Here is a 23803-nt window from a genome sequence, read left to right as displayed (position 1 = left end):
GGGTGTGTTGATGATTTTATAACTTTTTTTTTAATAAAAGGGGTATAAATAGGGGGTGTGTTAAGGAATCTTATAATTTTGCAGGACCTTTTTTTTAAATTGATAAAAATTAATAAAGATGTTAACACTCAGATTTGCTGCTTTAAGTGAAGTTTTGGCCCGTAAACCCATTGAAATCACTGAGAAAGGGAAACGATCAGAACTTTTTGCAATGCGCGTTTACAACAAAGCGGCAATGCGGCAAACACTTCCTGCAGATGCGCTGCAGGCGGTTGAAGATGCTATACAAAATGGATCTAAAATAGACCGCAAAATGGCAGATGGTATAGCTTCTGCAATGAAACAGTGGGCTTTAGAAAAAGGAGCAACACATTATACACATTGGTTTCAGCCACTTACCGGGGCTACGGCAGAGAAGCATGATGCTTTTTTTGATATTCTGCATGACGGTTCGCCCATAGAGAAATTTGAAGGCAGCAGACTTGTACAGCAAGAACCTGATGCTTCTTCTTTTCCTCATGGCGGTATACGTAATACGTTTGAAGCGCGCGGTTATACCGCCTGGGATCCCACATCACCAGCTTTCATTTTAGGGACGACCTTATGCATACCAACCGTTTTTGTGTCTTATACCGGTGAAGCACTCGATAATAAAACCCCATTGCTTAGAGCGTTAAATGCTCTTGATGAAGCAGCGACGAATGTTGTAAAATACTTTGATAAGTCTGTGGTGAAAGTAAACGCAACCCTGGGGTGGGAGCAGGAATACTTTCTTATAGATTCCGCTTTAGCGGCATCAAGACCAGATATTACACAAACTGGGCGCACCTTGTTAGGACACACTTCTGCAAAAGGGCAGCAGCTTGATGATCATTATTTTGGTTCTATACCGGCCAGAGTGCTCAATTTTATGCGTGATCTGGAGCAGGAATGTATGTATCTGGGTATTCCCGTTAAAACAAGACATAATGAAGTTGCACCTAATCAATATGAGCTTGCGCCAATTTTTGAAGAAGTAAATCTTGCAGTAGATCATAATTCGTTGATCATGGATCTCATGGATAAGATCGCCGAGAAGCATAATTTTAAGGTCTTGTTTCATGAGAAACCCTTCGAAGGCATAAACGGCAGCGGGAAGCACAATAACTGGTCGTTGAGTACAAATACCGGTGTAAACCTGTTGAGTCCCGGTACTACGCCCATGAAGAACCTTCAGTTTCTTACATTTTTCGTGAATACGATAAAAGCGGTTCATGATTATGAAGAACTGGTGCGATCTTCTGTAGCTTCAGTCTCTAATGATTATCGTCTGGGCGCAAATGAGGCACCACCGGCAATAATTTCGGTCTTTATAGGAAAGCAACTTACAGAAGTGCTTAACGAACTTGAAAAAGTTACTGCGGGTAAGCTTTCGCCCGAAGAAAAAACAGAACTAAAACTTAACGTAGTTGGTAAAATACCTGAAATTTTACAGGATAATACAGACAGAAACCGTACTTCACCTTTCGCCTTTACAGGGAATAAATTTGAATTGAGAGCTGTGGGTTCTACAGCAAACTGTGCTCGCCCCATGACGGTGCTTAATACAATTGTGGCTAAACAATTAAAAGAATTCAAGAAGGAAGTAGACGCGCTTATTGATAATAAAGGGATGAAAAAAGACGATGCTATTTTTAATATTCTGCGAGAATATATAAAGGCATCAAAAAAGATACGTTTTGAGGGTGATGGTTATGGTGATGCGTGGGAAAAGGAAGCAGTTAAGCGAAAATTGAGCAATATTAAAACCACTCCTGATGCTTTAAAAATTCAGTTAGACAAGAAAACCATCAGTCTTTATGAAGAGATGGGGGTTATGAATGCGATCGAACTGAAAGCGCGACATGAAATAGAAATTGAAGAATACATCAAGCGTTTACAGATAGAAAGCAGGGTTTTAGGTGATATTGCGAGAAACCACATTATACCTACTGCAATACGTTATCAAAATCTGCTTATTGAGAATGTACAGGGTTTAAAAGCGATCTATGAGAAGGACTTTAAAAAATATGCGGCAGAGCAGATCAAATTACTTGAATTAATTTCTGAACATATTGTAGCGATCAATTCTGGTATTACAGATATGATAAACGCCAGAAAAGTAGCTAACAAACTAGAATTACAAGAACGGGCTGCTGCATACAATCTTAAGGTAAAACCTTATTTTGAAGGGATACGATACCATTGTGATAAACTGGAACTTCTGGTTGAGGATAAACTTTGGCCGCTTACTAAATATAGAGAATTACTTTTTAACTAATACTTTTTAAAACAGGGCAGATAGAGAAAGAGTGAGCAGCATTCGCTTAATATTTTCTTACTTTTGCCGCATATTCAAGAGTAATGAGTCAGGAAATTTCAAAAAGGTACGCACAGCGCGGTGTTTCAGCAGGTAAAGAAGACGTTCATAATGCAATTAAAAATGTTGATAAAGGCCTTTTTCCGCAGGCTTTTTGTAAAATAATACCCGATTTTCTTACGGGAGACCAGGATCATTGTCTTGTTATGCATGCTGATGGAGCAGGAACAAAATCTTCTTTGGCATATATGTATTGGAAGGAAACCGGAGATCTTTCTGTATGGAAAGGGATTGCTCAGGATGCTTTGATAATGAATATTGACGACCTCTTATGTGTAGGTGCGACAGACAATATTTTGCTTTCTTCAACTATAGGGCGTAACAAAAACAGAATACCGGGAGAGGTAATTTCTGCTATTATAAATGGAACCGAAGAGCTGATAGAAGAATTGGCTCAATTTGGTGTAATAATAAAAAGTACCGGTGGTGAAACGGCAGATGTGGGTGATCTTGTGCGCACACTTATTGTAGACTCTACTGTGACTGCACGTTTAAAGCGTGAAGACGTTATAGACAATGCTAATATTGCTGAAGGTGATGTTATCGTAGGTCTTGCTTCATTTGGTCAGGCTACTTACGAGAAAGAATATAATGGCGGAATGGGAAGCAACGGTCTTACTTCTGCTCGTCATGACGTTTTTGATAAATACCTCGCCAAGGAGTATCCTGAAAGTTTTGATGCAGAAGTGCCTGAAGATCTTGTATATGCAGGAACTAAAAAATTAACTGATGCTGTAGATAATAGTCCGCTGGATGCGGGCAAGCTGGTTCTTTCGCCCACGCGTACGTATGCCCCTGTTATAAAGAAAATTCTTAGCACACTCGACAAGGCTAAAATACATGGTATGGTGCACTGCAGTGGCGGGGCACAAACAAAAATTCTGCATTTTGTTAATAACTTACATATCATAAAAGACAATCTTTTTGCATTACCACCGCTATTTAAATTAATACAGGAAGAGAGCGGGACAGACTGGAAGGAAATGTACCAGGTTTTTAACATGGGCCACAGAATGGAATTGTATGTAGATCCTTCTCTAGCTGAAAGTATTATAGAAATAGCTAAATCATTTAATATCGATGCACAGATAGTAGGCAGAGTGGAAACTGCCAACACAAAAAAGCTTACTATTAAAAGTGAGTTTGGTATATTTGAGTATTGAAAGACAGATAATTCCAATATTTTAGGTTGCCTTGAAAATAAAAAAACACCTCCTTCTAGCCTTATTCTTTATTCTATCAATAAAGACATTTGCTCAACACTCCATGTTTCCTCTGCCTATTAATGAAGAGATCATTAATACAATGATCGAGCAGAACAAAATATATCAAAGACAGCTGCGCTGGACGAAATCTAATCGCGTAGGTCTCGATCTTAGTGAAGTAGCATTTGTAAACTGGAACTCGGGGGGTAGTAATTCGGTTTCCGGTTTAGCAGAAGTCGTTATAAGACGAGATTATCTTGATGCTAATACAAAGTGGAAAAACAGCTTTACAGGAAGGTATGGTATAAACAGTCAGGAAGGTCGAGAAGTACGTAAAACTGACGACATGCTTGAGTTTAAGTCTAACTTTGGTTACAGACCAGATACCATATCAAACTGGTATTATTCTGCACAATTCAGCTTCCAGACACAATTTACAAACGGTTATAAATACCCCAATACAGACGATCCTATTTCACAATTCATGGCGCCCGGTTATGTATTTTTAGGTGTAGGTGCAGAATACGGGAAACGCATAGACAATCTTTCGGTTTATACTTCGCCGCTTACTTATAAGTCAACTTTTGTACTCGACCAGGAACTGGCAAATAACGGTTCTTTTGGTGTTGAGCCAGCGGTTCTGGATGAAGATGGTAATGTGATAAAAGAAGGTCAAAATGTGCGTAGTGAACTTGGTATTCTGTTGAGCAGTATTTACAAAGCTCAGGTGATGGATAATATTAACCTCACAAATTCTATAAATCTCTACACAGATTATCTAAATAGTTTTGGCAACATTGATGTGGACTGGGAAGTAAATTTCAATTTTAAAGTAAACACCTTTGTTGTAGCAAAATTGGGTTCACATCTTAAATACGATAATGATGTGAAGATCACAGAGACAAATGCCGAAGGCGATCAGGTAGATGTTGGTCCCCGTACGCAATGGAAACAGCAGTTAGGCATAGGTGTGATCGTAGACTTTTAACTTTCTCCCAGATTTAAATTCTAAAATATTTTTTCGGTTCTAAAATTCTAAGGCTTTAGTTCTGAAAACCCTGTTGCAGTATTTTTCGTAAATATTGTACCCTAAAATCATTTGTTATTATTTTAAGCCAATGATGAAAATTACTTCGTATCCCAGAAACAGAAATTCGCTCATTTACCTTACTTCTTTTTTAGTTCTGGTAAATCTTGTAGCAATAGCTATGGGCAATTTGCAAATAAGCCGGTTAGTGAGATTATGCTCAATAGCATTTTTTCTAACGTATTATTTGCTGGCTAACGGGCAAAAAAATAAGTGGATCACCATAGCGCTATCTGTTTTACTTCTTAAAGATATATTCTTTCAGTTTTATGAATTTTCCTGGGGCTACAAATTCTATTTAGGTTTGGGCTCACTTGCTTATTTCTACATACTTAAAGATCGCCTGCCCAGGGTTAGCAATATGAGCTTTAAACCTGTTATTATTGGGATTACGGCTTTACTTGTTCTGGCTAATACCTATACACTTTACATGCTCATGGGCATGTTGAGCCACACATTTAATGATAATTTTGAGATTGCTTTGTTCTATTTATATGGGGCTTTACTTATAATAATCGCTGTGGCTGCGGTTATAAATAACAATAAGTATAACAGCAATCGCTCTCTTGTTTATCTGTTTCTAACGCTGGCTTTTATCTTTTCAGATATTGCGGCACTATTTGCATATTACTTTGGTCAGGAAGAGCTTTACTATATTGATCGCCTGTTTTTTATTGCAGCCGGTGGTCTTCTACTCAACTATGGTCTCAATACACAAGATGCCCGGGAAGAATTCTATCAATATGAGATGATAGATAAAAAGCTATAATTTTTGTTTGAGATGACCGGAGTAGTTTTCTTGTAGTAAAAGAAGCTTCGGTTTTATGTAGCGCTCACAAAAAGGAGCGTTTTTATTCTTCTTGTAATAATCCTGAATGCTTTCTCTGCTGGGTTCAAAATAATTAAAAGGTAAAATCTGAGTGATAATAGGCTCCTCGCTGGCCAGTTGAATAGTAGCAAGAATTTTTTCGCATTTAGCAGCGTCATCTTCATTAAAATAATAAACGGCAGACCTGTATTTGGTTCTAAAACTATGATCAGATTGCGATTTGTGTGTGCTTAAATGAATCTGAATTATCGCTTTAAGCGAAACGATTTTTGGGTCAAAATGAACGATTATTGCTTCAGAAAGGCGATTTTCTGCAGCGACAGACGCGATATATCCCTGCTCAACATGGGCAACACCATTAATTTGCTGAAAAACGGCTTCAGTACACCAATGACAACCGCCGCCTAAACCTATTTTTTGTTGCATGAATTTTAGATTTCCAGATCTGATTTTTGGTCGTAAAAACCGATATTTCCTTATAATAAGCCACTTTTTTAACTTTCGCTTAAGCTAAAATAGAAAGTGTATCACTCAACAAAGCATTAATAAAATCGTTTAAAATTGTGTAAATTCGCAGACTATTACAGAATACATGCTAGGAAAATTAAATATTGTAAAACAGCGTTTTGATGAGGTAAGTGACCTCATTATACAGCCTGATGTTATAAGCGATCAAAAGCGTTATATAGAACTTAATAAGGAATATAAAGACTTGCGTGCTCTCATGAACGAGCGTGAGATTTATGTAGAACATACAGAGCGTATCACAGAGGCCGAAGAGATAATTGCAGACGGTAGCGATGCAGAGATGGTAGAAATGGCAAAGATGCAGCTTGAAGAAGCAAAAAGCGCTTTACCTGCTCTTGAAGAAAAGATAAGGATGATGCTCGTACCTAAAGATCCTGAAGATTCTAAAAATGCCGTGATGGAGATACGTGCGGGAACCGGTGGTGACGAGGCCAGTATTTTTGCCGGTGACCTGTATAGAATGTATACTAAATATTGCGAGAGCAAAGGCTGGAAAACATCTACAGTAGATTTTAATGAAGGTACGAGTGGTGGTTTTAAAGAGATACAATTTGAGATCACAGGTGATGATGTGTACGGTACTTTAAAATATGAAGCAGGTGTACACCGCGTGCAGCGCGTACCGCAAACAGAAACACAAGGCCGTGTGCATACAAGTGCCGCTACAGTAATGGTTTTTCCTGAGGCTGAAGAATTTGATGTTGAGATAGACCCTAAAGATGTGCGTATAGATTATTTCTGTTCGTCAGGTCCTGGTGGGCAATCTGTAAACACGACTTACTCTGCCGTGCGTTTAACGCATATGCCTACAGGTCTTGTGGCGCAATGTCAGGATCAAAAATCACAGCACAAGAACAAAGAGAAAGCCTTTAGAGTACTGCGTTCACGTTTATACGATATGGAGCTTGCCAAGAAGCAGGAAGAAGATGCTTTAAAGCGTGGTTCTATGGTTACCAGCGGTGACAGAAGTGCAAAAATACGTACATATAACTATCCGCAGGGAAGGGTTACAGATCACCGTATCAACCTTACTTTGTATGACTTGTCTAATATTATAGATGGAGATATTCAGAAAATAGTTGACGAACTGCAACTTGTAAATAATACCGAGAAACTTAAAGAAACAGGCGAAACCTTCTAAAACCTAAACCTTGACCACAGCGCAACTAGTAGAACAGATCAAAGCAAAAAAATCATTTTTATGTATTGGTCTCGATGTTGATCTGGATAAAATACCCAAGCAGCTTTTAGAAGAAGAAGACCCGATTTTTGCCTTTAATAAGGCGATTATTGATGCTACTCACAAGGTAGCCGTGGCTTATAAACCCAATACAGCTTTTTATGAGGCTTATGGGTTAAAAGGCTGGTCTGCGCTTAAAAAAACAATAGATTATCTCAATAAAAATTATCCCGAGATATTTACAATAGCAGATGCAAAAAGAGGCGACATAGGCAACACATCTACAATGTATGCTAAAGCCTTTTTTGAAGATCTGGGTTTTGATTCTATTACGGTCGCGCCTTATATGGGGAGAGATTCTGTAGAGCCATTTTTAGCTTTTCAAGAAAAGCATACAATTATGCTCGCGCTTACGTCTAATCCCGGTGCATTCGATTTTCAGACCAAAGATCTAAAAAACGACGCAGAAGTATATAAAACCGTTCTAAAAACATCAAAAACCTGGAAAAACAGTGAGAATTTGATGTATGTAGTAGGTGCTACAAAAGCGGAGTATCTGGCAGATATTAGAAATATAGTACCTGATTCTTTTCTCTTAGTTCCCGGTGTGGGAGCTCAAGGCGGAAACTTGCATGATGTGTGTAAATATGGTATGAACCAGAACGTAGGTCTGCTTATAAACTCATCACGTGGTATTATCTACGCATCCGCGAAAGCGGATTTTGCTGAGGCTGCTGCTGCTAAGGCTGCTGCATTACAGGAAGAGATGGCTGCTATATTAGCAGCTAGTCATTAAGAGGGTGCTGTTTAGTTTTTAAGCCTTTTACTTCGTAACAGCACATGAAATCTAATCTGAAATGTATTTTCAGAAATTACTTCTAATTTAACTACTTACCTTAAGCAATTACCTCCATAGTATTTTGGTCTCCTGCAGCATCTAAAAGCAATATTTGTTTATATAACTGCTCTGCTTCAAAGGTGAAATAATCACTTTCTGATGGTGCAGTATACTGCAAATTGTAGGCATTTTCTAAAGCGCTTTTATACTCTTGTTCTAATTGGCGCACGTTCAATTTTGTTGGCATGGTCTTCATGTTTTGAATTCTATTACCAAAATATTGAATAATAAATGAATGCATAAATTGCAGTTTTATTTCTATAGAAATACGATGAAGTGTTTAAATTTATCGACGTAATACGGTTTTTAGCTTTAAAATGCGATTTTTAGTATTTTTAACCGATTTTTTAAGAATACTTCCAGTTCATTTTTTAATCAAGATCCTAAAACACAAAAACCGGCTCATGGCCGGTTTTTGCATATGAATAAACATTTTTATTTAAGATCCGTAACCCGGGTTTTGGGCTATGTCAGTATTAGTGTCCATTTCATTTTGTGGTATAGGTAAAACCAAAGATGGATCATCATAGTTAAGGGAACCTACCATACCCTGAGTTCTTTTGATATCCTGTAATAGGAATCCTTCAAAAGCTAATTCTAACTGACGCTCTAGTAAAATGTCGTCTACAGTAAGAGATCCTAAAAGCGGTGATGCATTAGAGCGCATTCTTATCATATTAACATCTGCCAGCGGAGCATTACCCACAAGGGTACCCAATCTTAAATTGCCTTCTGCACGTATTAGATACATTTCAGCTAAACGAATTATGGGGATATTAGCAAATTGATTGGTGTATTTCGCCGTAAGGTCAGATCCTCTGTCTCCTATTACAAAGAAGCTTGCCCGTTGATCATTTGCAGGATCATCAAATAGAGCCATATATTCTGGATTGATGGCAATATCACCACCACGACCACCATTATCCTGAGAGGCATAAAATGTGTTCAATGAATTACTTCCCGTTTGATTAGTTACCTGAAAATCAAAAACGTCTTCAGAAGAATCTGCATCATTGTTAAATGCCTGCGCAAAACTATTTGTTAGCTCATTGTCGCTGTTCTTAATAACATCATTTGCAGCATCACGAGCATCTGCAAAGCGATCCATTTGTAAGTAGACTCTGGCGCGCAAAGCCTGGGCTGCATATTTATCTGCAAAAACATCGTTATATTCGGGAAGCATGTTATAGGCATCATCGAGGTCACTTAATACCTGAGTATAAATTTCTTCTACTGTAGCTCGTGAAGCGGGTAGTGGTTGTGAGTAATCTTCATAACCTATTAAACGCAGTGGTACTCCGGGTTGAGAATTTGTTTCGCCTCCTTCATATGGCAACGCCCATAGTCGCACCAGATCAAAGTAATTTAATGCACGTAAAAATTTCGCCTCTCCTTCAATACGGTCACGCGTGTCTTCACCGCTCTCAATAACATCAAGATTATCTACGATTAGATTTGCCTGGTTTATGCTTTCATAAGCATTGGCCCATGTATCTCCTACAAAAGAATTATCTATTAAAACACTCTTTTGTATATATTGTCTTGGCTGAATATATGTACCGTCCCAGGTAACCTGATCATCTGTGCCTAAGAGATCATTAGTGATCTGTAAATAACCACCATAACTTGCGCTCTGGCCAGATTCATCATATATTCCTAACCGCAGAGCGTCAAGATTTTGCTCATTAGCAAGTGCTAATGAACCATCTATATCCTGCTGCGGTTCAATTTCCAGGTCATTATCACAGCTTACCGCGGTAAGGCTTATAAAAATGACATAAAAAAGTATGTTTATATTTTTCATAGTTGTCTTTTTAGAAGTTTACATTTAGTCCTACAGAAAGTGTTTTAGCGGGAGGAGAAGAGTAGAATTCCTGCCCTACGCCACCGGCATCACTTCTGGCTTCAGGATCAAAACCACCATAGTTTGTAATAGTTGCTAGATTTACCCCTGTGATGTAAACTCGTATGTTAGTAAAACCATATCGATCAATCACTTCCTGAGGCAATGAATACCCAAGAGTTATATTTCTAAGTCTAATGAAATCACTTTCGTCAAGATAGCGTGTAGATTGTGCTGTACCATTAGCACCAAATAAACGTGCCTGAGGAACATCTGTCACATCACCGGGATTCTGCCATCTGTCTGTGTATTGATCTAAGGTCTGGTTATCAAAATAGTCTGCACTGGCAGATTGAAAACGACCACCACCATTATAAATAGAAGCACCAAATTCTCCCTGAAAAGTGAACGAGAAATCAAAGTCCTTAAAATTGATATTGTTCGTTATACCACCGTACCAATCTGGAAAAGGACTGGCTGCAACTATTCGTCTCGCATCATTGGGATTAGTCGTGGTTTCCTTGCTTAAGCTTCCGTCTTCATTTGGTGTGTTCGTGTAATACAAAGCATCACCATTAGCAGGATCTACACCGGCATATTCAATAATGTAAAATGAATTTACACTTTCGCCTACTCTGTTAATATTCTGCCCGCTTACAATATCATTATTGTCATTTGGCAGAGACTTAATTTCGTTTTTATTGTAGGCGAAATTTAAACTTGTAGACCAGGTGAAATCATCGCGTTGAAAGTTTTTGGTGTTCAGTACAAATTCAAAACCTGTATTATCCAGAGCGCCTATATTGCTACTTAATGTTGCCGCACCAGAACTGGGTATCAAGGGAACATTAAATAACAGACCGTCTGTTTTTTTCTTGTAATAGTCAATTTCACCAGAAATTCTGTTATTAAAAAAGCCGTATTCTATCCCAATATCAGTTTGATCTGTAGTTTCCCATGTAAGATCAGGGTTGCCCGGCTGCGTTAATGAAATACCCGGACGTTGATTGAATGATATAGCTCCAAATAAATAACGCGAAGGGAAATTACCTATATCAGCATTTCCGGTTTGTCCCCAGCTACCTCTAATTTTTAGATAATTAAGAACCGAAGAATCACTCAGAAAATCTTCTTCAGACAGCACCCATCCGGCAGATAATGCTGAGAATGTTCCATACCTGTTGTTTGCACCAAATTTTGAAGAACCATCTCTTCTCACACTCGCTTTAAACAGGTACTTGTTTGCATAATCATATGTTGCTCTGGCGAAATAAGAGAAAAATGAATATCCGGTTTTTGAACCTTCACCAGCTACCACTTCGGCACCGCCACTAACGGTTTGAAAATCATCTGAAGGAAACTGATTAGAAGTTACACTCTCGTATCTTCTTGTAGTTTCATTAAGTTCTACACCGGCAGTTAAGCCCAAAGTGTGTGAGTCTCCAAATTGCTTATCGTAGCTCAAATAGTTTGAAAGAATATAATTCTCTGCATTTACGCTGCTTGCAAAAACTTCACCATTTGTTGACTGAAAAGGTGCGTTTCTACCTGTAAATCTGTCTTCTGTCTGGTAATACATATCATAGGCAAAATTTGCGTTTGCTTTAAAACCGGGCAAGATTTCCAGATCACCAAAAACACGACCATTTAATCTTCTTATCAACGTGTTGTAAAATGCATTTGCATCCTGTAATAAAAAGTTGGGATAAATGGTATTAGGATTAGGAGAACCATCTTCAAGATATGCTGGCGAAATAGGCGGAAGTGCAATTGCCTGTAAAGGTGTTACAAAAGCATTGTCATTTGCAATACGATCAATTTCAGTTCTGGAATAACTCAAACTCATTCCCGTATTGAATACTTTACCAAATTTGTGAGTAACATTAGTACGCACATTAAAACGCTGTAGATTATTCCCTTTAATAATACCTTTAGTATCATTAACAGCACCAGAGAAAAAGTAGGTCGTATTTGCAGTACCACCAGAAACTGAAAAATCTCCATCTGAAACAGACCCATTTTGAAATGCCTGATCTTGCCAGTTTACATCATATTCTCTGTTTCTCCAGTCTGTATCGTTGGCCAGGTAATCAAATGTACCTTCAATATAATCTAACGCGGCAGCGTCACTTCCAAATTCTGTATCGGCAACATTTAAAGCCGCTTCTGTAAATAGCTCTATATATTGGTCTGCATTTAAGAAGTCTCTTTTGTTGGTTGGTTTACTAAAACCATGAGAAACGTTTACAGAGAATTTAGCATTACCTTCTTTACCCGTTTTTGTGGTTATAATTACAACACCATTTGCACCTCTTGAACCATAGATAGCAGCAGATGATGCATCTTTTAATATTTCTATAGATTCAATTTCGTTAGGACTTAAAGTAAGCAATGGGTTAGTGGGCGAGCCATTATTAGATTCGTCTGCGTTATACAAAGGGATCCCGTCAAGTACATATAAGGGTTGCGTTCCTGCAGAAATACTTGATGCCCCGCGTACACGTATATTAAGACCACCTTCAACTTTTCCGTTAGTTTGAGTGATTTGCACACCCGCGGCTTTACCTACCAGTGCACTCTGAAAATTTGAGACTGGCACTTCATCAATATCTTCAGCGGTTAGCTTCACAATATTATCAGTAAGTGTACGCTTGCTTTGCGTTCCATAACCTACAACAACAACTTCGTCAAGTACGGCTGTATCTTCACCAAGAGTGATATTGAGAACATCAGATGAACCCACTGTGCTTACCGCTGTGGTAAAACCTAAAAATGAAAATTCTAATACATCGCCGGTAGCGGCAGTTATACTAAAATTTCCGTCAAAATCTGTTTGTGTTCCTGTATTAGTACCCTGTATAGAGATATTAACGCCGGGAAGGGGCATGCCTTGTTCATCATTAACCGTACCCGTGATCTCTCTTTGCTGAGCAAAGGAAATACCAGATAGGAAGAGAAAAAAGCTAAAAATTAGAAGTAGTTTTTTACGCTCCATAAATTAGTAGAATTAATTATTTAAGATTATTAATATGATTAGCGATTTGTGAGATCGGCAAAAGACCCACAAAGAAAATTTATCATAAATAGCAACTATATTAATAGAGTGTTAATTGGGTAGGCTGGAGCGGAAGGGTAGAAAGTAAGGAGATTGTAAAAATTCTCTTTTTATTAATTATTGTGAAGAATATTGTGGATATGAAAATTTACAGCATAAATTAATGCTGGAAATTGAAAGTCATAAAGCTAAAACGTTGTAGGTTAAAATTTTAAGTAAGAGACGGTAGAGAGCTGTTTGGAAACTTAATTATACTTCGTAATTATCAAGTCTTATTTGCTCAGTCTCTTCTGCGCTTTTAAATACATCCCAGTTCTTGCCCTGAGTTCTTCGTGCGCCCAGAATATTAGCATATTGCCCAGCTTTTATGGGATCGTTGTATTTAGCGAAGCCATAAGCAAGACCGCCGGCAAATGAGTCACCGCAGCCGGTTGTGTCAACCACTTTTGCTACAGGAACAGATGCAATCCATTCTTTTGCAGTTTTACCGCCGTTCTTATGATAGAGTATACAGCCTCGTGAATCCATTGTTACATAAAAAAAGGAAACTCCCTTATCGAGCACATGTTCAGCAAGATCATCAAGATGACTCGTATGATTTTCGTCATAGATAGAAGGTATATCACCTTCATATTCATTATTGAACCACATACACTGAGATTCTTCAAGATTCATTTTAAGCACATCTATATAGGGAAGCCATTCATCTCTGTCTATCCAGAATTTTCTATGTCTGTGGCCTTTAACATCCATAGAGGTAGTAGCACCATGAGCGTCAAAGATAATTTTACCTTTGCTGTTCTCATGAATATAACGCAATGTGCTTAGGGAAATCTCAAAATCTGTAATGGGTACAAAAACAAAAGCATCTGCATCAAGATGATCTGCTATATGCTTTGGCATTATTGGGTTCATGCATGCCAGTTGCTTTTCTTCGCGGTTATTCTGATCTTTAAAATCAAGAAAAATTACCGTGCCTCGATCTTCTTCTGCATTTACTCCTTTAAGATCAATGTTATCATAACCTGCAAATTCATTATGAATAAATTCTTCATCCTTTTTATGAATATTAGAAACGGGAACTACAGATCCATTTGTATCAAGCAACTTAGATAGTGCAATAACGGGGTGAGTCACACAACCATATCTGGTGATTATATCATTTTCATAAGTTGATATGGTATCTCTGGGTATAGGTCCCGCTACTACTATTTTAAGTTGGTCTGGCATAATATTGTTTTAATCTTGAAGTGCAAATACCTTACGCAGTAGGTCTGTACTGCGTGCTGCTACAGAGGTACGTATATCTTTTTCTTCTACGGCTATCATGGTATACACTCCCTGTAAAGCCTGTTGCGTCACATAATCTGTCAGGTCAGGATTTACCTTGTTTGTTAGTGGTATCTGGTTATATCTGTTGATCAGGTTTTCCCAGATCTTATCTGCACCCACTTTATTAAAAGATTGCTGTATCACCGGGTTAAATTTTGCATAAAGCTCATCTTTTGTGCGTGTTTCCAGGTAACTGGTAGCAGAGCGATCATCGCCTAATAATATATTACGGGCATCTGTAAAAGTGATGCCTTTAACTGCATTTACAAAAATAGGAGTAGCTTCACCCACCGCATCTTCTGCAGCTCTGTTGAGTATTTTTAGACCTTCATCAGCAAGACTGCTAAGACCAATGCTGCGCAATGTTTTATCAACTTTTTGTAATTCTTCAGGTAAGAGAATCTTTACCAACTCGTTTTTATAAAAGCCATCGGTTTTTGTGAGTTTTGTCACCTGCTCTTCAATTCCTTTATCAAGAGCTTGTCTTAAACCAGCTGCAATAGTGTTATTATCAATTCCCGTTTGTGAGGGCAGATTATCAACTACAGATTGTAATTCTGCACAACTGCTTAACACGAGTATAGCCATCACGGCAAAGATTTTCTTCATTTAATAATTTTTAGGGGTTTAAAGTAAATATATGAAAATTAGAAGGCAGGAACTACCATCCTATTTCACAGAAAACTAATTTATTTATAAGTTACAAAAACAATCATCTTCAATATTCATAATGAAAAACTAAAAAATCGACTGTAGCGTTCAAAAATCGGCTTTCTAAGAGAAAATAACGGTTTTATTGCCATACACGAGCACTTTATGTTCAATATGCGCTTTTATCGCGCGGGCAAGAACTATTTTTTCCAGATCGCGACCTTTCAAAATAAAATCATTTACAGCGTGTATGTGCGAAACCCTCACGATCTCCTGCTCTATAATTGGCCCTTCGTCCAGATCTGCCGTGGCATAATGACTAGTGGCGCCTATAATTTTGACTCCGCGTTTAAAGGCTGCATGATAAGGTTTTGCTCCTATAAAAGCCGGTAAAAATGAATGGTGAATGTTTATAATTTTATGCGGAAACTCTTTCACAAAATCATCAGAAATTATCTGCATATAACGAGCGAGAATGATAAGATCTACATCATGCTCTTTTAATATCTGTATTTGCTCAGCTTCGGCTTCAGCCTTATTTTCTTTGGTAACAGGAATGTGTTTAAACGGAATATCAAAACGTTTTGCCACCACTTCAAGATCTGGATGATTGCTAATAATAAGCGGAATTTCCACCTTGAGTTCGCCAGAAGCATGTCGTCCCAATAAGTCATACAAACAGTGGTCATATTTACTTACAAAAATCGCCACTTTGGGCACATATTCCGCATCAAAAAGTTGATAGGTGAGTTTAAATCCTGCTTCAAAAGTCTCTTTAAAATCACTTTCAAAACCTATTGTATCAAAAGCTTCATATTCAAATTCGCACTCCAGACGCATAAAAAACACGCCTTGTTGCCTGTCTACATGTTGATCAAGATAAACGATATTTCCACCAGCCTCAAGTATAAAATGAGTAATAGAAGTCACTATCCCTTTGCGGTCAGGACAGTTTATTAAAAGCGTAATTTTCTGCATTATCGTACTTTCATCAGGTTATCAAGCTAAGCTACTAATTTTGGTTTCAATTAATAATTGAAAAATCGCAAATTATCAATGTTTTTGCACCTATAACCGTAAATTAGCAACGAGAATTACCTTAAAAATTACGAATGAAACAAATTGCTCCTTATACACCAAAAAATAAAATACGCATAGTAACGGCAGCCTCTCTTTTTGACGGGCATGACGCGGCTATAAATATAATGCGCCGCATCATTCAGGCTACGGGAGTAGAGGTGATTCACCTGGGTCATGACCGCAGTGTAGATGAGGTTGTGAATACCGCGATACAGGAAGATGCGCACGCTATTGCGATGACCTCTTATCAGGGTGGGCATAATGAGTATTTTAAATATATGCGTGATCTGCTGGTAGAAAGAGGAGCAGAGCACATTAAGATTTTTGGCGGCGGCGGCGGCGTTATACTTCCGGAAGAAATAGAAGAACTTCAGCAATATGGTATCACGCGAATTTATTCTCCAGATGATGGTCGTGAGATGGGCTTGCAGGGAATGATAAATGATCTGGTTGAGCAGTCTGATAGCCCCCTCTCAGTCTCCCCCAAAGGGGGAGAAGTTTCAGAGCAGCTTCAGAACAAAAATGTAAATACAATAGCGAGACTAATAAGTCTTGCAGAGAATAATCACGAGCAATTTCTTAAAGTCTTCCCCCCATTGAGGGGATCGAGTGGGGCTATTCCGGTTTTGGGAATTACAGGAACAGGTGGTTCTGGGAAGTCATCTTTGGTTGACGAACTCGTACGCCGTTTTTTAGCTGATTTTCCTGAGAAAAATATAGGTATTGTTTCTGTAGATCCTTCTAAGAGAAAAACAGGCGGTGCTCTTTTAGGTGACCGTATTCGCATGAATGCAATCAATTCGCCACGGGTTTATATGCGGTCACTGGCTACGCGCCAAAGCAATCTGGCGTTGTCTAAACATGTGCAGGAAGCGGTTGAGGTCTTGAAAGCTGCCCAGTATGATTTGATAATTCTTGAAACCAGCGGAATAGGGCAGAGCGATACCGAAATTCTTGATCACAGCGATGTTTCTCTTTATGTAATGACTCCGGAATTTGGTGCGGCTACCCAACTCGAAAAGATTGATATGCTGGATTTTGCAGATCTTGTCGCTATCAATAAGTTTGATAAACGCGGCGCGCTTGATGCTTTGCGCGATGTGAAGAAACAATATATGCGTAACAACAATCTGTGGGATACGCATCAGGATGATCTGCCGGTTTTTGGTACGATCGCTTCGCAATTCAACGACCCGGGAATGAACAAGCTTTACAAAGCGATAATGAACGAGATTGTCGCTAAAACTGAAGCTGATCTAAAAAGTGACTTTACACTTTCAGATGAGATGTCTGAAAAGGTATTTGTGATTCCCCCGGCACGTACGCGATACCTTTCTGAGATCGCAGAAAACAACCGAAACTATGATAAAATCGCCTTAGAACAGGCAGAAATCGCACAGAAATTATACGGTATTTATAAGACTATTGAGACTTCTACCGGTGCTGTACTTAGCTTGACGAAGTATGGTATTGATGAAGATAGTCTTCGACAGGCTCAGACTGACAAAAATCTTCAATTAACAGAATTACTTAAAAAGGAATTTGACCGTGTAAAAATGGACCTCGATCCTTACAATTGGGCGGTGATTACTGGTTGGGAAGAGAAAGTCAATAAATATAAAAGTCCGGTTTACAGTTTTAAAGTTCGTGATAAAGAGATTAAAATAGAAACGCATTCTGAGTCGCTTTCGCATACGCAAATACCAAAAGTTGCTTTGCCAAAATACAAAGCCTGGGGCGATATTTTACGCTGGGTTTTGCAAGAAAATGTGCCTGGCGAATTTCCATACACAGCGGGATTGTATCCTTTTAAACGTACGGGTGAAGATCCTACACGCATGTTTGCAGGTGAGGGCGGACCAGAACGTACCAATCGCCGTTTTCATTATGTAAGTCTCGGTTTGCCTGCAAAACGGCTTTCTACCGCTTTTGATAGTGTTACGCTTTATGGTAATGATCCCGATCATCGTCCTGATATTTATGGAAAAATAGGTAACGCCGGGGTTTCTATTTGCTGCCTTGATGATGCTAAAAAGCTGTATTCAGGGTTTGATTTGAGCAGCCCGATGACTTCGGTGAGTATGACAATTAACGGGCCGGCGCCTATGCTGCTCGGGTTTTTTATGAATGCTGCCATCGATCAGAATTGTGAGAAATATATAAAAGAAAATGGCTTAGAAGATCAGGTAGAAGCAAAGCTAAAAGAGCTCTACGACGATAAGAATCTGGAAAGACCGTCCTACATTAATTCCCCCTCCGTGGGAGGGGGCCAGGGGGAGAAAGCTTTACCCGAAGGCAACAACGGTCTTGGACTCATGCTTTTGGGCATTACCGGTGACCAAATTCTTCCGGCAGATGTTTATGCTAAAATTAAAGCCGAAACTTTAAACCAGGTGCGCGGTACCGTTCAGGCAGATATTTTAAAAGAAGATCAAGCGCAAAATACATGTATTTTTTCAACCGAATTTGCCCTGCGTTTAATGGGTGATGTGCAGCAATATTTTATAGAAAAACAAGTGCGCAATTTCTATTCGGTTTCTATTTCGGGATATCACATTGCCGAAGCCGGAGCAAATCCTATAACACAACTCGCATTTACACTGTCAAACGGTTTCACGTATGTAGAATATTACTTAAGTCGCGGGATGGACATCAATAAATTTGGTCCCAACCTTTCATTCTTTTTCAGTAATGGTATCGATCCTGAATATGCGGTGATTGGCCGTGTAGCCCGTAAAATCTGGGCAAAAGCACTCAAAAATAAGTATGGTGCCAACCCACGCGCGCAAATGTTGAAATATCATATACAGACTTCCGGGCGCTCATTGCATGCACAGGAAATAGATTTTAATGATATACGCACCAGTTTACAGGCGTTGTACGCGATCTATGACAATTGCAACTCGCTACACACAAATGCATACGACGAGGCGATCACAACACCTACAGAGGAAAGTGTACGCCGCGCCATGGCGATACAGTTGATCATAAATAAGGAATTAGGTTTAACCAAAAATGAAAACCCAATACAGGGCGCTTTTATTATAGAAGAATTGACAGATCTTGTGGAAGAAGCCGTTTTGCTTGAATTTGACCGAATCACAGAACGAGGCGGCGTGCTGGGCGCTATGGAAACCATGTACCAGCGCAGTAAAATACAGGAAGAAAGTTTGTATTATGAGACTTTAAAACATAATGGGGAATTCCCTATTATTGGTGTAAATACATTTTTGAGTAGTAAAGGATCGCCTACGGTAAAACCTATGGAAGTGATTCGCGCTACCGAAGCCGAAAAGCAGGCTCAGATACAAACGCTTACCAATTTACACAAAGCGTATGCAGATCGTGAAGAAGATGTTATCGCCGCAGTACAACAAGCCGCGATTCAAAACGAGAATATGTTTGAAAAATTAATGGAAGCCACAAAAGTTTGCTCTCTGGGGCAAATTACCAATGCGCTCTTTAAAGTCGGTGGGCAGTATAGACGGAATATGTAAGCAGAGAACCCTCTTTTGCCTGGCAAAAGAGGTGTGAATCGCTTATCCTGAGCGCAGGCGAAGGATTTAATTAGGATTAAGTTTAAATGGAATATTTTTTCTCCTTATTGGAGTTGGAAGGTAGCTCGTCATCCTGAATTTATTTCAGGATCGCACAAGGGAAATATGGAATAAAAATATTCTTTTAAGAAACTGAATTTTCTATGAATTCTGAATAAGTAATGATCTTCGTATTTCTTATTTCATTGATAACAAGAAGATCATTGTCCCCTGTTATAAGGAAATCTGCGGTACCATCTACTGAAAGGTTAAGTAAGAAATTGTCTTTTTTGTCCCGGCATAAATCAAGGTCTGAGGAAACTTCTATTAATTCTGCATATTCATCAAATAGTTCCAGCAATGCTTTAATATCCTTTTGGGAAAAGAATTTTTTAAATTTTGGTCGTTTTACAACATCGATGAATTCCTCTAGAAGTTCGTTTGAAAATATAAGGGTTATCTCACCAGTCTTTACGAGTTTGTCTATTGCTTTAAAATTATTTGATATAAGAAAGCTAATCCACAAATTGGTATCAAGAATGACACGTTTACTTTTCAAATCTTTTTTTTCTCACGGCCTCTACTTCTTTTGTAATATCTTCTATGGATATTTTTTCTTTAGAATTAGAACGTAGCTTTTTAAGTAGAGTAGAAAAGTCTGTTTTTTTATCCTGATTTATTTTAATAAGATTGAGATCTGCTAAATCTTGCAAGAGATTTTTGGCTTTGGGATTTAGTATGTCGATTTTAATGGATTCCATCTTGTTTTTTATAAAGATAGTAAATTTTCGATTTGAAAATAAAGTGATTCTGATTTACTCATTATATATTCAATACTTCGCTTATGTGAAATATCTAGAAAAGATAATTAAGAGTACATTAATTACTCAGAGCGCAGTTGAAGGGTTTAATTGAATATGTGTGATTTTATACTTTAATTTATAGACGACAACACATCAATAACTACACAAGTTAATGGAAAATTTTGACCGTAAAAAACACTGGGAAAATATCTATCAAACTAAAGAACTAAAAAACGTAAGCTGGTTTCAACCTACACCAGAAACTACGCTGCAATTCTTTAAAGAATTTAATGTACCCACCACTGCTAAGATCATAGACATAGGTGGCGGTGATAGCCTGTTAGTTGACCATTTGCTTAACCTGGGCTACAAAGATATTTCTGTGCTTGACATTTCTGAAGCTGCGATCTTAAGGGCTAAAGAAAGGCTAGGAGATAAAGCGGAAAATGTAAAGTGGATTGTTGCAGATGCGGCAACCTTTAAACCCATAGAAAAATACGATTTTTGGCACGATAGGGCGGCTTTTCACTTCTTAACAGACGAAAATGAGATTACTAATTATCTGGAAACAGGACAGCAAAATATAACGCCAACAGGTTTGTTACTTATTGGGACGTTTTCAGAAGATGGCCCTACAAAATGCAGCGGTATTGAGATTAAACAGTATTCTCAAAGTACTATGACTAACCGCCTGATACCATTTTTTGAAAAAATTAAGTGTGTAACTGTAGACCACCGTACACCGTCTAACAGTATTCAGAATTTTGTGTTTTGTATTTTTAGAAAATTACAAATTCAAAATAGTTAGTTTTTGCTGAAGAAATCTCATTGCGTTTACTATAACCGAAGTGGTGCATTTAAATTACCGATTTTTTGGTATTTTGACCTGATTTTTGCAATTCAATAGTAGTTTCTGAAATCGTATCTCAACCTCCATTTATGAGATACATTGATAGCCATAGTTGCTTTAGTTCAAATTACTTACTGTTTTATATAAAAGATTTAAATGGTGTATTGACATATCTATTAGTGGTTCAAACATAAAGGCATTGATGTGAATGTTTTCTGGAGTCATCAAATTAACTTTATCTAATGTGATTCTAGCTTCACTTTCAGGATAACTGATGCAATACTCTCTGTATAAAAATTGAGTTTGATTTTTCTTAATGGTAGATAAATCAATACGTGGAAGTTTGCCAATTAAATATTTCTCAGCTTGTAACCTAATTGCTATTGAGAGACAAATTTTATTTTCAAGAGCTATTTCATCTATTTCTTCATCTGATATAGAATCTGCGGTTTGAATGATAAAATCAATCAAATACTCATCTCCAAAATTTATAGTCTTATCTTCGAGTTTGACCAATCTATCTTTAAATATATTAAAGATTTGATGCACTTTTATATTGGCTGTTTCTTCTTTCCTATGGAGGCAGCTTGTAAGGGTTAGATAGTCATCATTGCTCTTAGACTCGCTATATTCAATTAGATTCCTTACAAATGCAATTAAACTAATAAAGAACTTGGGATTTTGGTAATTTCTAATAAGGTAGCTAAAGACATCATTTATATATTGACCTTTATGGAAAGTTATTTCGTTTTGAAGATTTTTGGTAGTCATGTAGATAACATCCCTATCTAAATGCAATCTTGATGAGACAGTTCGATAAAAGTCAAAATTATGAGTAAGTACAATTGTTTTAAAATGATTTTGTTCGTGAATTTCTTTGATATACTCAATTATAGCGAACTTATTTTTGTAGTCAAATGAATCTGCCACATCATCAAAAATCAATAGATTCTTATTTGTTTTTAATTTTCTGGCTTCAATCTCAAATAAAAAATGAAGTATAAAATAAGCTCTTTGCTCACCTTTACTCAATATCGTAAGTAAATTTTCCCGATTTTGTTTTATAGCTTCTTCACCTCTGTCAGCATAATCGAAATTCAAATTAGCAGTTTCTTTCTTTAATATAATATCTTCTTGGTTTACAATATTGACTTCAAAAGGAACGTGGAATCTAGAGTTAAAAGTTAGTATGATTTTAGTCCATAATTCAAACTCTTTTTTTGATGCACTAATAATTTCTTGTAATCTGTTCTTTTTTTCTTCATACTGATTTACTAATTCTTCTGCGTCTTCTTTAATTTCAGAAAAGTAATTAATCCAAACTTCTTGTTTAAAATTTTCGTAGTCTTTCAATTTGACTAGAATCAAATTATTTTTTTCTATAACTTTTTTAAAGGATCTTAACTCTGCATTAGAGCCAATGGCTTTATCAACTTTTTCAAATGATTTTTTTAGCTTTTCATCGTTTAAAATGTTCTGGATTTCTGCTTCAACTATTGTTTTTAAATTTTCAGCATTTTCGACTTCAGTTCCGTCCTGTAAGACGAACTTATGACCTGCTTCAAAGAAAGAATTGTCTTCAATCGATTTTATAATAATATTTGCCTGATAGGTGCCAAATGTATTGGTTTCAGATTCCTTAAAAAATTTGGACTTAGATATAATATTGTTATAATCTCTAACATATTTATCTAAAATTGCTTGATTGCTATCAAGAAATTTCTTGACATTTCCTTTTTTATCAAAAATATCATTATACCGAAAATCAAATTTTTCAAATTCAGTTTTTATATGATTATTTTGATGAGTAAGGACCTCAAAAAAATCTGAATTTTTATCTTCTGAAAATGTATTTATAAATTTAATTTCACAATCGGTACTTTGTGAAATAATTTTTAATTTTTTAATAAATTCAAGCTTTAACTCATTTAATTTTTGATATATCTTATCATATTCATCTTTTAGCTCTTTGCTAGCAAGAAAACTACTGATCTTACTTGATGCGTCAAAACTATCATCTTCTGCATTTATTACTAGTATATCATCTGGATTAATTTCGGAATCCTCATTTAAAATTTGATATTTAGAAACTCTTGATTTATATATTCTATCGCAAGGTTTGTTCTTAGGATCATCCTTTGAAATTAACTCAAAAGTTTTTGCAAAAGAAGTTTTCATTGTTCCATTTGGAGCATAAACTAAGTGAGTATTACTCTTTTCAAAATCGATTTGATGATGTAATTTTCCTATACCAAAGCAATTCTCAAACTGAATATTAAGTTGTTTCATTCGAATATTTTAATAGAGATTACCGTTAATTAGCTTACAATAAAACTTACTTTCCTTTTATAAATCTATAAATTAAAAATACTTCCACCTAAAATAACCAATAACCACAAGGCTTCTTTACGGTAACCCGTAAAATGCTTGAAAATCAATTAAAAAAGGGGGTAAATCCGGTAATAAATCGGGTTTTTGAGGGAGAAAAACGGTTAGTTTTTAAGCAATATCAGGAGGATCCCGTTAAT

18 protein-coding genes are annotated in these 23803 nt (G+C 37.2%); 8 read left to right on the top strand and 10 right to left on the bottom strand.

The genetic code is table 11. The annotated features are described in order from the left end of the window. The first annotated feature begins 118 nt into the window (after nucleotides 1-118). From ACH3PA_RS03195 to ACH3PA_RS03180, 4 genes are all read left to right on the top strand, one after another. Nucleotides 119-2299 carry a glutamine synthetase III gene (locus tag ACH3PA_RS03195; RefSeq protein ID WP_416440536.1) on the top strand — a complete coding sequence of 727 codons (2181 nt, stop codon included), beginning with the start codon at nucleotides 119-121 and terminating at the stop codon, nucleotides 2297-2299. Between the two features lie 83 nt (nucleotides 2300-2382). Then, complete coding sequence (locus tag ACH3PA_RS03190) at nucleotides 2383-3561, top strand: AIR synthase related protein (RefSeq protein ID WP_416440538.1); 1179 nt, start codon at nucleotides 2383-2385, stop codon at nucleotides 3559-3561. A 103-nt stretch (nucleotides 3562-3664) separates the two neighbouring features. Then, nucleotides 3665-4591 (top strand): DUF3078 domain-containing protein, encoded by a 927-nt coding sequence (locus ACH3PA_RS03185; protein ID WP_416440540.1) that lies wholly within the window; start codon nucleotides 3665-3667, stop codon nucleotides 4589-4591. Nucleotides 4592-4721: 130 nt separating this feature from the next. Next, a complete protein-coding gene (locus ACH3PA_RS03180; protein WP_416440542.1) occupies nucleotides 4722-5459 on the top strand; it encodes a hypothetical protein in 738 nt (245 codons plus the stop codon). Here ACH3PA_RS03180 and ACH3PA_RS03175 read toward each other — a convergent pair. Beyond that, the gene (locus tag ACH3PA_RS03175; protein WP_416440544.1) at nucleotides 5454-5945 is read right to left on the bottom strand and encodes a peptide-methionine (S)-S-oxide reductase; all 492 of its coding nucleotides are present in this window, start codon (nucleotides 5943-5945) and stop codon (nucleotides 5454-5456) included. The two genes, ACH3PA_RS03180 and ACH3PA_RS03175, sit on opposite strands and share 6 nt — an antisense overlap. Nucleotides 5946-6111: 166 nt before the next feature. Between ACH3PA_RS03175 and prfA the strand changes: the two genes are divergently transcribed. Together prfA and pyrF are read left to right on the top strand one after the other, a co-directional pair. Continuing rightward, the gene (gene prfA, locus ACH3PA_RS03170; protein ID WP_416440546.1) at nucleotides 6112-7188 is read left to right on the top strand and encodes a peptide chain release factor 1; all 1077 of its coding nucleotides are present in this window, start codon (nucleotides 6112-6114) and stop codon (nucleotides 7186-7188) included. Nucleotides 7189-7198: 10 nt separating this feature from the next. After that, nucleotides 7199-8023 carry an orotidine-5'-phosphate decarboxylase gene (gene pyrF / locus ACH3PA_RS03165; RefSeq protein WP_416440548.1) on the top strand — a complete coding sequence of 275 codons (825 nt, stop codon included), beginning with the start codon at nucleotides 7199-7201 and terminating at the stop codon, nucleotides 8021-8023. A gap of 100 nt (nucleotides 8024-8123) precedes the next feature. Here pyrF and ACH3PA_RS03160 read toward each other — a convergent pair whose 3' ends face one another. From ACH3PA_RS03160 to purU, 6 genes are all read right to left on the bottom strand, one after another. Further along, nucleotides 8124-8312 (bottom strand): Lacal_2735 family protein, encoded by a 189-nt coding sequence (locus ACH3PA_RS03160; RefSeq protein ID WP_416440550.1) that lies wholly within the window; start codon nucleotides 8310-8312, stop codon nucleotides 8124-8126. A 252-nt stretch (nucleotides 8313-8564) separates the two neighbouring features. After that, nucleotides 8565-9929 carry a RagB/SusD family nutrient uptake outer membrane protein gene (locus ACH3PA_RS03155; RefSeq protein ID WP_416440552.1) on the bottom strand — a complete coding sequence of 455 codons (1365 nt, stop codon included), beginning with the start codon at nucleotides 9927-9929 and terminating at the stop codon, nucleotides 8565-8567. A 10-nt stretch (nucleotides 9930-9939) separates the two neighbouring features. Next, nucleotides 9940-12963: a SusC/RagA family TonB-linked outer membrane protein gene (locus tag ACH3PA_RS03150; RefSeq protein WP_416440554.1), complete on the bottom strand. Its 3024-nt coding sequence runs from the start codon at nucleotides 12961-12963 to the stop codon at nucleotides 9940-9942. A 309-nt stretch (nucleotides 12964-13272) separates the two neighbouring features. Beyond that, a complete protein-coding gene (locus tag ACH3PA_RS03145; protein ID WP_416440556.1) occupies nucleotides 13273-14253 on the bottom strand; it encodes a carbohydrate kinase family protein in 981 nt (326 codons plus the stop codon). Nucleotides 14254-14262: 9 nt separating this feature from the next. Next, nucleotides 14263-14964, bottom strand: coding sequence for a DUF4197 domain-containing protein (locus ACH3PA_RS03140; RefSeq protein WP_416440558.1), 702 nt, complete (start codon nucleotides 14962-14964; stop codon nucleotides 14263-14265). 165 nt (nucleotides 14965-15129) lie between these two features. Continuing rightward, nucleotides 15130-15984, bottom strand: coding sequence for a formyltetrahydrofolate deformylase (gene purU, locus ACH3PA_RS03135; protein WP_416440560.1), 855 nt, complete (start codon nucleotides 15982-15984; stop codon nucleotides 15130-15132). Nucleotides 15985-16118: 134 nt separating this feature from the next. Here purU and ACH3PA_RS03130 point away from each other — a divergent pair, with 134 nt between their 5' ends. Then, complete coding sequence (locus ACH3PA_RS03130; RefSeq protein WP_416440562.1) at nucleotides 16119-19583, top strand: methylmalonyl-CoA mutase family protein; 3465 nt, start codon at nucleotides 16119-16121, stop codon at nucleotides 19581-19583. Between the two features lie 184 nt (nucleotides 19584-19767). On the opposite strand, the gene ACH3PA_RS03125 is transcribed toward ACH3PA_RS03130, so the two are convergent. Together ACH3PA_RS03125 and ACH3PA_RS03120 are read right to left on the bottom strand one after the other, a co-directional pair. Then, complete coding sequence (locus ACH3PA_RS03125; RefSeq protein ID WP_416440564.1) at nucleotides 19768-20181, bottom strand: putative toxin-antitoxin system toxin component, PIN family; 414 nt, start codon at nucleotides 20179-20181, stop codon at nucleotides 19768-19770. Beyond that, nucleotides 20171-20383 carry a hypothetical protein gene (locus tag ACH3PA_RS03120; protein WP_416440566.1) on the bottom strand — a complete coding sequence of 71 codons (213 nt, stop codon included), beginning with the start codon at nucleotides 20381-20383 and terminating at the stop codon, nucleotides 20171-20173. Before ACH3PA_RS03120 ends, ACH3PA_RS03125 begins: the two co-directional genes overlap by 11 nt. A gap of 214 nt (nucleotides 20384-20597) precedes the next feature. On the opposite strand from ACH3PA_RS03120, the gene ACH3PA_RS03115 reads away from it, so the two are divergent. Beyond that, a complete protein-coding gene (locus tag ACH3PA_RS03115; RefSeq protein ID WP_416440568.1) occupies nucleotides 20598-21233 on the top strand; it encodes a class I SAM-dependent methyltransferase in 636 nt (211 codons plus the stop codon). Nucleotides 21234-21392: 159 nt separating this feature from the next. On the opposite strand, the gene ACH3PA_RS03110 is transcribed toward ACH3PA_RS03115, so the two are convergent. After that, a complete protein-coding gene (locus ACH3PA_RS03110; RefSeq protein ID WP_416440570.1) occupies nucleotides 21393-23564 on the bottom strand; it encodes a hypothetical protein in 2172 nt (723 codons plus the stop codon). Nucleotides 23565-23803: the final 239 nt, after the last annotated feature.

It is taken from the genome of Leeuwenhoekiella sp. A2 (assembly GCF_047946655.1).
In the GTDB taxonomy this organism is placed as follows: domain Bacteria; phylum Bacteroidota; class Bacteroidia; order Flavobacteriales; family Flavobacteriaceae; genus Leeuwenhoekiella.
Note: the sequence above shows the minus strand (reverse complement) of the source record. Positions and strands in the feature narration are given on the sequence as shown.